The 12,158-nt window shown below is 32.2% G+C and carries 10 protein-coding genes; 2 read left to right on the forward strand and 8 right to left on the reverse strand.

Annotation, left to right across the window (positions count from 1 at the left end):
* The 6 genes from B8T70_RS22305 to B8T70_RS24300 all read right to left on the reverse strand — a co-directional run.
* Positions 1-859 (reverse strand): AraC family transcriptional regulator (locus tag B8T70_RS22305; protein WP_086896277.1); only part of this gene is annotated, 859 nt, incomplete at its 3' end.
* A gap of 71 nt (positions 860-930) precedes the next feature.
* A complete protein-coding gene (locus B8T70_RS22310; protein ID WP_039120247.1) occupies positions 931-1,911 on the reverse strand; it encodes a helix-turn-helix transcriptional regulator in 981 nt (326 codons plus the stop codon).
* Positions 1,912-2,105: 194 nt separating this feature from the next.
* Positions 2,106-3,086, reverse strand: coding sequence for an AraC family transcriptional regulator (locus B8T70_RS22315; protein ID WP_086896278.1), 981 nt, complete (start codon positions 3,084-3,086; stop codon positions 2,106-2,108).
* Positions 3,087-3,151: 65 nt separating this feature from the next.
* Positions 3,152-3,535, reverse strand: coding sequence for a GreA/GreB family elongation factor (locus tag B8T70_RS22320; protein ID WP_086896279.1), 384 nt, complete (start codon positions 3,533-3,535; stop codon positions 3,152-3,154).
* Positions 3,536-3,749: 214 nt separating this feature from the next.
* Complete coding sequence (locus B8T70_RS22325; RefSeq protein WP_165763244.1) at positions 3,750-4,313, reverse strand: DMP19 family protein; 564 nt, start codon at positions 4,311-4,313, stop codon at positions 3,750-3,752.
* A 230-nt stretch (positions 4,314-4,543) separates the two neighbouring features.
* Entirely contained in the window at positions 4,544-4,759 is a 216-nt protein-coding gene (locus B8T70_RS24300) for a helix-turn-helix domain-containing protein (RefSeq protein WP_242667547.1), read from the reverse strand.
* 272 nt (positions 4,760-5,031) lie between these two features.
* Here B8T70_RS24300 and B8T70_RS22335 point away from each other — a divergent pair, with 272 nt between their 5' ends.
* Positions 5,032-5,340: a helix-turn-helix domain-containing protein gene (locus tag B8T70_RS22335; protein ID WP_052259493.1), complete on the forward strand. Its 309-nt coding sequence runs from the start codon at positions 5,032-5,034 to the stop codon at positions 5,338-5,340.
* Between the two features lie 423 nt (positions 5,341-5,763).
* Complete coding sequence (locus B8T70_RS22340) at positions 5,764-9,621, forward strand: M43 family zinc metalloprotease (protein WP_052259494.1); 3,858 nt, start codon at positions 5,764-5,766, stop codon at positions 9,619-9,621.
* A 171-nt stretch (positions 9,622-9,792) separates the two neighbouring features.
* Here the strand turns inward: B8T70_RS22340 and B8T70_RS22345 are convergent, their stop codons facing one another.
* Together B8T70_RS22345 and B8T70_RS22350 are read right to left on the reverse strand one after the other, a co-directional pair.
* Positions 9,793-11,190 (reverse strand): MATE family efflux transporter, encoded by a 1,398-nt coding sequence (locus B8T70_RS22345; RefSeq protein WP_242667548.1) that lies wholly within the window; start codon positions 11,188-11,190, stop codon positions 9,793-9,795.
* Between the two features lie 222 nt (positions 11,191-11,412).
* The gene (locus B8T70_RS22350) at positions 11,413-12,021 is read right to left on the reverse strand and encodes a nitroreductase (protein ID WP_086896283.1); all 609 of its coding nucleotides are present in this window, start codon (positions 12,019-12,021) and stop codon (positions 11,413-11,415) included.
* Positions 12,022-12,158: the final 137 nt, after the last annotated feature.

Below are 12,158 nucleotides of genomic sequence, written 5' to 3' on the forward strand. Positions count from 1 at the left end.
GTAAAAGACGGTTTGCAAGAAGCATTTTTTCTTTTATAAAAAGATTATTTGGGGTATTATGAAATTCTTTCTTGAATAACATTTTATACTTTGAAGGTGACATTCCAGCCATTTTAGATAAAAAAGGTACAGAAGGGAATGGGTTGTATAAATGATCTAGAAGGTAGTTTTTTGTCTTGGTAATAGCTTCTATTTCAATTTCGGTAGTTTCATTCTTTACTGCTTCAGAATCTGTATATCTATTTAAAAAATTACCTAATAATTTTAAAGAAATTCCTTTGAGATAGGGATCAAATGAACTGTCATATACTGATCTACTCTTTAGGGATTGGATAAGTAATATACTATTACTATCCATATTATCGTAGTAATAAGGTACTGTTTTTTTTATTTTTATTCTTCTATTAGTAAATTCTTCGCTAGGATGACTTTCTACAAATTCGTTTAATAAGTTTTTATCAACAAGTAGACGTAATGCTAATGTTCTATGTCCTACTGCAGGTTTAAAGGAGCTCTCTATATCATTACTTATAATTGCTAAGCCTACATTTATTGCAGAACCGATTTCATAATCGATATCTTGTATTTTAATTAAATTAGTATGATCACTTAAATCAAAATGGAATATATATAATTCGTTTTCAGATTTAAGACGGTTTATTTTTAAAGGAGTTGTTAAAACAAAATCCATAAATAATGCGGAAATTCCAGGTGTTATTTGAGTAAAATAGGATTGCCCGTGCCCTAATGTTTCAGGAATAACAATTATTTTATCATCAATAAGTTCTCCACCCATTTCTTCAGCAAGTTTGTATTGCCATTCTGGAGTTAAAGAATAAAAATGTGTAATTTTTTTCATTGCAGATAAGTTTTTGTTTAGTCTTTTTTATTTTCTATTCACTGCTATGGATATTTTTAATCCGGTATTTTTTATAATTGTTTAATAAATGATTTTGGAGTTATTCCAAATTGCTCTTTAAATTTCGAAGCGAAATAAGAGTTGTTGGTAAAATTAAGCTTGTCAGAAACCTGAGATATTGATAGTTGTTTTTTCTCCAATAGTTCTTTAGCTAATAGCATTTTATTATCCATGAAAAATGCATTTGGTGTTGCGCCTGTAATTTTTTTAAATAAATTCTTAAATTTTGATTCTGACATGTTCGCTTTGCTTGCCATCAATTTTATCGTCGGAAAATGATCTTCTATATTGCTAATTAAGAACATTTGTGTTGCTACAATATTTGCTAAATCAGATTCATTTACTGTTTGTATAATAATTCTATGACTTGCCATTTTTCTTAAATAATTAGAAAGTAATAGATGAACAGTACCTGTTAGATTTAAATCAAATACAGGTCCCCCAACTTTTAGCTTACGCAAATCGGTTAGTATGTGATAACTTTCGCTGCTCATCCTGTCTAATCTAATAATTGTATTTTTTTCAGGATCAGCAATTTTATCAATATTATGAAAAGTAATATTGTTTTTTTTTGCGAATGTAGCTATCGTAGTCTTTTTAACAAATATGCAAAGTACATATGTTTTACTACCGTTCTTAACAAAATAATTTGATTCTAGTCCACCATCAATAACCGTTAAATTGTACTTCCAGCGTCCTATATCATGCATAAAGGTATTGCTCCTTAATGAAGCTTCTCCTTCGGTTAAGTTGTAGTAAATTCCTATGAAATCATTAGTGTTATTTTTCTGGATTAAGTGTAAATTCTTATTATATGTTACATCAATGTAATAGGCGATAATGCCATCACCACAGTCCAGAACATATCTTGTTCCGGTTTGGATACTATCTGGTATAACTATAAAATTACCATCCGTTTTTCCTTCCATTTGTAATGCAAAAGGAGCAACCCAGTTCAGGTCGGCACCATAAGTATGTTCTATTATTTTCACAGAGATATATTTTTATGCACTATAAAGTTAAGTTTTTTTATATTAAAATATTGATTGTCAGTATTTATTATATGTTATTTACTAGTGATTTTGTTTTGTATCATTCATACAAGGATTTTTTATTTGCTTGTCTTATGTTTTAAAATATAGTATTATCGTTTTACAGTTGATTAAAAAAGTAGTTTTGTTTTATGCTATAATTGTTTAATAAATGTTTTAGGTGAAATACCAAAATGCTCTTTAAATTTTGATGCGAAATAAGAATTGTTAGTAAAATTAAGCTTATCGGATACTTGTGATATTGACAGCTGATTTTTTTCTAATAGTTCCTTAGCTCTAAGTAGTTTATTGTCCATGAAAAATGCATTAGGTGTCATACCTGTTATTTTTTTGAACAAATTTTTAAACTTAGACTCAGACATGTTTGCTTTATTCGCAATGAATTTGATAGTCGGAAAATGGTCTTCAATATTATCGATTAAAAACATCTGCACAGCTACAATATTAGCCAAGTCTGTTTTATTTACAGTTTGAATAATAATTCTTGTGCTTGACATTTTCTTTAAAAAATTTGATAGCAATAAATGTACAGTTCCCTTGAGGTTTAAGTCAAATATATGACCACCAACTTTTAGTTTTTGTAAGTCGGTTAGGATATGATAACTATCGCTACTCATCCTGTCAAATCTTATCATTGTATTTTTTGTAGAATCTGTAATTTTATCTATATCTTTTACTGTAATATTATTATTTTTGGCGTAGGATTCCATCATGCTTTTCTTGATGAAAATGCAAAAAACAAATGATTTAGTTCCCGATTTAATCAAATAATTTGTTTCGAGTGAACTATCAATAACCATTAGATTATAGTGCCATCGGCCTATTTCTTGCTCGAAAGTACTACTCGAATATTGTATTCCTCCTTCAGTTAAATTATAATAGATTCCGATGAAATCATTGCTAGTGTTTTTTTGGATTAAGTTAAAATCCATATTGCTTGTTCCGTCGACATAATAGGCAACAATATCATCTCCACAATCCAAAAAATATCTATTTCCAGAGAAAAGTGTATCTGATGAAATTATAAAATTACCATCAACTTTTCCGCCCAATTGTTCTGCTAGTGGAGCTACCCAATCTAAGTTGGTTCCATATGAGTGTTTAATTATTTTCACAGTAATATTGATATAATAAAGTTATACAACTTGTTTTTAAATAGTATTTGTATTTGAAAAGCTGCTTATTCGACATTTAATATTTTTAATTTATTTATTCCTGAAGGAAACTGCCACGAGATTTCATCATTAACAGAATATCCATATAGAGCTAATCCCATTGGAGACATTACTGATAGTTTATTCTGATTTAAATTGCTTTTTTCGGGAACAACAATCTGAAAGTTTTTAATAATGTTGGCTGCTATTTGCACGGTTACTTTTGAATTTATTCTTACGATTTTTTCAGGCATCTGATTATGAGCCATAATTGTCGCTGTCTCAAGTTCTCTCGATAATCTTTTAATGGAGAGATTGTATATTCTATCGCTATTGTTTTGTGCTGTTGATATAATTTCTTTTAATAATTCAAGTTCTTTTGCTTCTATTATTATCTTATTATTTTCCATTGTAATTTTATTTTACTTAATAAACGTATGCTTTATTTGCGGTTTATTTTTTTAGTTATTTTAATTATAAACATTCAGCATTCTTAAGTAAGTTGCAGTTAGAAACTATATGACAAATCTTTAAGAGTAACAATGATATTATTGTTTAATCTTAAGGCATGTCGTATTTATCCTGATTAGGATGATGATGTTTACAGTTTTTTATAGATGATGATTATATTGCAGTTGCGAAATCACTCATGTTTTCCTGGATATGTATTTTAATTTTTTCGCTTTCATTGTCCATAATCTTGAAAAAATCTTTATCGATAGAATTAAAATGTGGAAACTCTTGATACATTCTTGAAAATTGTTCCTCTGTCCTTTCCATTTCTAAAAAAGGCTTATGTGCTAAATAAATTTCTTTGGCTTTATCTATATTTATTGCCATTTCTTTTATTCCCCATACCTTCATTGTTTCAGAGAAAAGAGTTTCAAATATATAACCACCATATCCATTTTGTATTAGGGATAAATAGCCTCCATTAGTAACTTCACCATATAGTATATTATATGCCATTAATGTATGCTGGGCAGTATTAAATTCATTTTCAGTTTCATCATATTGCCCATCCATTAATTCATAATATTTAGAAAGTAATAGAAAGAAAAAATCCCAAGTATTTTCTTTTGCTTCTAAAATTTCTTTTTTGGTAATTTTCGGTAATGTATTTTTTATTGTTCCTGTTTTTATTTCAGCTTTCACTTCCATTATCGTATCCATTTTCGTTTTCATCATCTTTTCCATTTTTTCTGCTTTGTTGAGGTTATTTTAATTCGTTTTATATAACAATATAAATATTGCTTTTGTATGTATTTATGTATGAATTAAGGCAAAATGTATGCCTTAAACTCATATGAAAGTTAACAAGTTGCTAATCAATTTAATGATATGGAAGCTTATAAAATCATTTGTTTTTGAGCCATGGGAATTTGGTGTCATTCGAGGAATAATTACCCAATTCTGACTCATATAATTTTATGATTAAGTGTTTTACGGTCAATTTGTAATATTTTTGCAGCATGAGTTTTATTATTATCAACAGCTGCAAGAACTTTTAAAATCTGTTCTTTTTCATATTCTTTTAGTGATTTAAGAATGTTTATTTCTCCACTTGAGATGTGATATTTAAGATGCTCTGGAATTTGTTGAATATCTATAATATCATCGCTCATTATTATCATACGCTGTATAATATTTTCGAGTTCACGAACATTACCAGGCCAAGAGTAGCGTAGTAATATTTCGATCGCTTTTTCGGTGATTGAGATGTTTGGTTTATCATATTCAATACTATATTTTTTGAAAAAACTTATTATAATATTTTAATGATTTATTGTGGCTTTTTAATTTTCATTTCCTAATTAATTTTGCGTATAATTTATTAACAATTAAACAGATACATTTTTTTGAATGATTTATTGCTTTAAAATGTATTTACAAAAATTAGTTTCTCATGAATAAAAATATATCAGAAAATATCAGAACTATACGCGAAATGAAAAATCTTACAAGAAAATTTGTAGCTTCTGAGATGGATATGAGTATTAGTGGATATGGTAAAATTGAACGTGGTGAAATTGATTTAACAATTTCTAAATTATCAAAAATAGCTTCCGTTTTTGGAGTTTCATTAAATGATTTATTATTCCTTGATATATCTTATTTTTTTAATAAGAGTTATAACAAATCTTCTAATCATGATTATGTAGATAATAATATAAAAAAGCATGATTTTATATTTGGACAATTACAAACATCGTAATTTAAATAGTCCTGTGCTACTACCTACCTATATATACTATAGGTAGAAAAACTTCCTGAGTTTAGATTCTCATAATATTCCTCTACTCTACTTTAGAAATTCAGTACTTATTGAATTTCGCAACTATCACTTATCTCTCCATTAATACTATCCAAATTGCTTAGAATTTAGTATTCTAAAAATGCTCCTTTGTAAGCCCAAAGCAATAACTGGAATACATCAATGGATATAACATTTTAGAACAAGACACTTTTTTATCAATTACATTAAACATATTAAATTAAGATTAAAAAAACACTTAATACAATTTTAAAGTTAATTTATTTGGATTATTTCATATTAAAACAGAATAATATAGTATAATCACATTTTAAACTATTCAGATATCTTTGGTCTCATTATTAACAAACCTCAAAAAAAATTATGAAACCAAAATTATTATTATTTGTGGCGTTTATTTTTGTTCTTAAAATTAGTGCTCAAGGACTACCCTGCAGAACAAAAGAAGAAAATGACAAAATTTACAAACAGAACCCCAATGCATTAAAAGAACGGCAAAACTTTGATGCATTTACCAAAAAGTTTAGTGCAGAACGGAAATCCAAGACTTCTAAACTACTACAAACATCCTACGTAATTCCCGTTGTTTTTCATATATACGGAGATGTTCAAAGTGGAAAAACCATTACCTACGAAAAAATAGTAAATCATCTTGCTCAACTTAATGATGATTTTAATGGTCGAAATGCTGATTATGCAACAGTTGATCCATTTTTTCAACCCAGAAGAGGCTCATTAAACATTGAGTTTAAACTTGCCAAAATTGATCCGAATGGAGGCTGTACCTCGGGAGTCGTCTTTCATTCTGCCAAAAACGGGTATGGCAACGGTAGCGGATATGATGATCAAATTGCAGCCGATGCATGGGATAATACAAAATACATGAATGTATATATCCAAAATGATCTTTACCAAGATGGAGCTCTAAATAACTCAGGAGTAGCTTGGTACCCTGACTCTGGTATGACTGCTGACAATACAGCCCGTGTAGTCTTTAATGGAGCTTATTTATATGATAACTCCTATAGTAAAGAATTTTCGGCTACACTAACACATGAATTTGGGCATTTCCTCAATCTAATACACACATTTGAGGGTGGTTGCACAGGCACAGATCAAGTAGCCGACACTCCTCTTGAAGACGGATTACATACCTTAGCCTGCACTCAAGGAACAAATTGTAACGGCGACAGAGTGAATAATGAAAATTACATGGGTTACAATGGTGCACAAGGATGTTATAAAATGTACACTCAAGGGCAAATAGATCGGATGCTCGCTGCCTTAGAACATCCCGCAAGAAAAACCCTTTGGCAAGAAAGTAATCTCATTGCAACGGGAGTTAATTATACAGGAAGCTTATTAACTGTGAATAAAAGTTCTTTTAAAGAAGCTGTAGTAAATGATGGATCTTTTGACACATCATCGATAATAACACTATCAGGAACAAAAACACTTGCAATTAGTTCTGGAACTATGCTAGCGGGAACACATTTTACTCACACATTCCCAGCAGGAATTACACCAGTACTTACTGTTAACTCCAATTCTCAAATAACAGTTACCTTAACAGGAAAAGCAACAAATCATTTATTAACTAATAATACTAAAGGAGCAATTTCATTTTTGCCAGCAGCATTTACCGGTGGCACAACAGGTTTATCTTGTACAAGTATATATTTCAATTTCAATTTTGTAAATCCCTATGGGATTTTTTTTGTTGATATGCCTGACGTAACTGTTTCATCAGCGCTAACCTGGAAATATTTTGAAATAGAAAAAGGAGATGATCCAGCTTTTGGAGGTTGGAGATTTGCTGCCAATGCGCTAAAAATTGAAACTTATGCTAAAAAATTAGTATGTCAAACCGGAACTAAAAATATTTCACTATTAGCTCCAAATACTCAAGTAGGTCCTGCAAGCAATTTTACAGCACCGGGAGCTTATCCCAACCAATTAGATTTACGTACTGCAGCATATACAAACTGGGATGGTAAATCTGGATATGTTGGTTTTGATTATCTTATTGATGGTTTAACTTGCTATGGATGGTTCAAAGTTACCGTTGCAGCAAATGGAGACGGTTATACAATCTCTGAATATGCTTATAATACTCAACCAGGTGCGACAATTAACACAGGAATGACGGCTAAAACTGCTGTTGTGTTATCTGCAAATACACTATATGAGGCTGATGCTAATGATGGTGGCATAACATCAAGCACTGAGATTTCACTGTCGACCAATAATGGAACTTTTACCAAAAGTACGGGAACATTTACCGCTGGAACTGATTACACTATTTCGGGAGTACCAACTGGTTTAACAGCTGTTTTAACATTACAAAGTAACTCTAAAGTAGCGCTTACTTTTACAGGGAAAGCAAATCCACATTTACCTGCCAATGATGCTGCTGTTATAGTTACATTTAAAGACGCTGCAATAACTGGCGGAATTATAACTGTGGATAATCCTGCAAAAACAATAAATATAAAATTCGATGCTCCTTATGGAATTGTTTATGTAGATAATCCTGATTTTATAGTTTCTCCTGCAATCACTTGGAAATATATAGATTTGGGTATTGGTGACAATACCGAATATGGCGCATGGCAATTTGCTGCCAATGCATTAAAAATTGAAACTTACGGCAAGAGATTAGTCGGAATAACCGGAACAAGAAATATTGCTAAAATTGCTGCTGGTACATCTATAGGTGCTTCAAGTACTTTTGTTACACCTGGCGCAGCATACCCTGATCAATTAGATTTACGTACAGCAACTTATACAGCTTGGGACAATCAAACTGGTTATGTAGGTTTTGAATACACTAGCAGAGGAAGAACTTGCTACGGTTGGTTCAAAGTAAAAGTTACAGCTAGCGGAGATGGATATACTATTACCGATTATGCTTATAACACTAAACCTTTTGAAGCTATAATAGCTGGAGTTACAAGCGGAACAACAGTTGCAGCGCCAACAAATTTAGTAGCAACTCCAAACTCTACAACACTTCAGGCTGTATTAACATGGACTGATAATGCTACTAACGAAACTGCTTATACTGTAGAAAGAGCTTCGGCAGACGGTATTTATAGTGTTATTGCAACACTTGGAGCAAATGTTGCTACCTATACAAATACAGGTTTAACTGCTGGAAATACGTATACTTATAAGGTAAGAGCAAATGCTAATACTACATTTTCTGATTATTCTAATGTTGCAACGGCAGTATTAACAGCTACTTCACCCTATTGTAGTGCGCAAGGAGCAAATCAATATGAGTATATTAAAGATGTTGTAATAGGAAGTTTTACAAATTCATCTGGTGCGAATGCTTCCGGATATGGAAACTACACTTCTCAGAATATTACATTAACTCCAAACGCAAGTACACCAGTTAGTTTAACTCCAGGTTTTTCTAGTTCTAATTATACTGAATCTTGGGGAATTTGGATAGATTACAATAAAAATAACACATTCGAAGCTTCAGAGAAAGTAATTACTGGACTTTCGTCGAATGGTACAGTTACTGGTAATTTTACGGTGCCAAATGATGCTACTGGAACAACCAGAATGCGTATTGTAATGAAATATAATTCGAACCCAACTGCTGTATGCGGAAGTATTGGCGATGGAGAAGTTGAAGATTATACGGTAACTTTTGGACCATCAAATCCAAATCCTGTAACTCTGGCAACTCCTACAAACATTACTAATTCTGGAATTTACGCTCAAGGTTTTTATGCTTCATGGACACAAGTCGCAAATGCAACAAGCTATGAAGTACAATTATACAAAGCTGCAACTGGATGGGCAACCCAAGGAACATCGACTACGTATTATTTGTGGGTTCCAAAACAAGGAACTGAAACAGCTTATAGATTTAGAGTAAGAGCAGTTAATGCGGCCGGAACAAGCGATTGGAGTAGTTATCTTGACATAACTCTTCCTCTTGCCGGAGCTGAAGCTAATGATTCACTAGCAGGAAATAAATCCTTTTCGATGTATCCAAATCCTGCTTCAGATGTAGTTAATTTTTCTTTTGAAAATGTAAATAGTGCTACTGCAATAATTACCATTTACAACAATAACGGCGTTGTAATAGATACTGTACGCAATGCATCTAGTTATACTATCAAGAATTTGCCAACAGGTATTTATCATGTTATACTTACTGACGGGGCTTATAAACAAAGTAAAAAATTATTAGTGAAATAAAATTTGCTAATACTTTATAAGGAATCATAAAACTGAAACCGCTGAAAATTATTTCTCAGCGGTTTTTTTATATGTTGTAAATATCTACAAGAAAATGAATCGTAAATAATAGCAAGCCTTCCTTTTTATAGTTCCCATCAAATTGATTGGTTTAATGATAATTCAAATCTTTTACAACTTCACCGTTTTCCATTTGCCGGTTCTAAAAACTAAAACACTGCTAGTTGCCAATACAATTTCCGAAATTAGGATTGCAATAAATATTCCTTTTGGTCCCCATTCGTAATAAGTACCCAGTAAATATGATAACGGAAGCTGAATCATGTAAAACATTAGGATATAAAGTACGGTCACCGTGTTTACACTTCCGGCTGCATTTAACGCACGGGAGATTACCATGGTATAACCAAAGAAAAAGTAAGCGATAGCCATATACTGCAAATAAGTACTTGCATAAGAAAGGATTTGCTCATCATAGGTAAAAAATCCTGCCAGAGTTTTAGCATAGATCAATAAAAAAATGGCAATTAGCCCCAGAAAACACATATTAAACGCTCCTGTTTTCCATACCGAAGCTTCTGCCCTTTCCGGCTGTCTTGCACCAAGGTTCTGTCCGGTTAATACACCAGCCGCATTAGCAATTCCATAGGCAGGTAAAACACTAAACATAATAATCCGATTGGCAATTATATAGCCAGCCAGTACATTTTCACCAAGTTTGGCAACAATCACAATCATTAAAAATCTACTTGAAGAAGGTACCAGGTTCTGAATCATTCCGGCAGTTGCAAGTTTTAGGATTCGTTTCATCAGGGCAGGAACCATCAACATCTGTCGTTTTCCTATAATAATTGTGCTATTATTTTTAAACAGATACCATAACTGATAGCCAACACTAAAGACATTTGCAATTACCATAGCTACTGCAGCTCCCAATAACCCCAGCTTCGGAAATGGACCCAATCCGAAGATTAGTACCGCACACAGCAAACCATTTAAAACATTCGAAAATGCGAGGGTTCGCATAGCCATCGAGGCATCTCCGGAACCTCTAAACACTCCGTTAATCAAAATACGCATGATCATAAAAATGAGTCCTGCAAACATAGTTTTAGAAAAAGTGTTGCCGTAGCTCACCAAATGATCTGATCCACCTGCAAAACGCATAATCTCTTGGTTAAAAATTACGGCTAAAACGCTGCATATCACAGAAAGGAAAATCCCCAAATAAATGACCTGCATTGCGGTCTGTCCTGCTCTACGAGGTTTTTGTTCTCCTACCCTTCTTGAAATCATTGCTGTTGCCGCAATACTCAAACCCATCGCTACCGACTGAATAAGAATCACTACAGAGTTAGTAATCCCTACGACTGTAATGGCATTTTCACCCAGACTGCTTACAAAAAGAAGATCGACTAAAACAAAAAGAGACTCCATACTGAGCTCTAACATGGTAGGTACAGATAATAAAAAGGTCGCCCTGTTTACATTTCCTGTGGTAAAATTCTTTTCAGTTCCTTGCAATGCAATCCTGAATAAAGTAAATATTGAACGTATTTTTACTAGCACAATTATTTGGTTTAAAAGAGAAATATTAAGATTTTTTTGGAGAATGGCAGCGGTACTAAAATACCCGGATCAATCCTCTCTGGTGGGGTGATTATCTGCCTTTATTTTTTCGTAAGTGAAGAGCTAAACAGCATCTTTATTATCACAGCTGCAGATTCTTCTTTTAAAATTTAGCTTAACTTTTGTTTCGCATGGTTTTCAGGATAATTTCAAACCTCTTTATTAAATATGCCAGGAAACTTTTTTATCTATAGCGGTTCTCCTTTTGGTTACAGAAAGTGCCGACTCCTCAGGGAAACCTATAAAAAATAGTCCTAAAGATTGCTCATTGGCCTCGAGACCAAAGGTTTTTACATACTCTATTGCAGCACCACTTGAATCCCAATAGGAACCCAACTGATAAGAAGTTGCACTAATAGCCATATTTTGCACTGCGCAGGAAACGGCAGCCAGTTCTTCCCACTCAGGAATGTTCACTTTGGTGCTTTTAGAAAGAATCACTCCGATCAGACACGCCGCTTTAAGTGGATATTTTTTAAGATAATTATACTTTGCCGCTTTTTTTTCGACATCAGTAATATCCTCATACAGATACTTGTAATAGCCTGCCATATAATTTCCATATTTTTCAAGTTGACTTCCTTCAAGCACTATAAATCTCCAGGGTTCTGTCATTTTATGAGTAGGCGCCCATGTTGCATTGATTAGAATTTCCTGCAATACTGCATCTGAAAGACTTCCTCCTACATAAGAATCAGCATAAATACTTTTTCTAAATCTAATTAGCTGAGTTGCAACTTCAGATGAAGAACTTATGATACTTGTTTCCATAAACTTTAATAAAGATTTAGTGATAATTTAGATAAAATTAAGTACGAAAAATATGCAAAATAAATTTTGTTATTTAAAATTATTATAAATAGCTTTGCTGAACTAAATTATTATTTATAATTAGAATAAATAAGAAC

The organism is Flavobacterium sp. AJR, from assembly GCF_002156885.1.
Lineage (GTDB): Bacteria > Bacteroidota > Bacteroidia > Flavobacteriales > Flavobacteriaceae > Flavobacterium.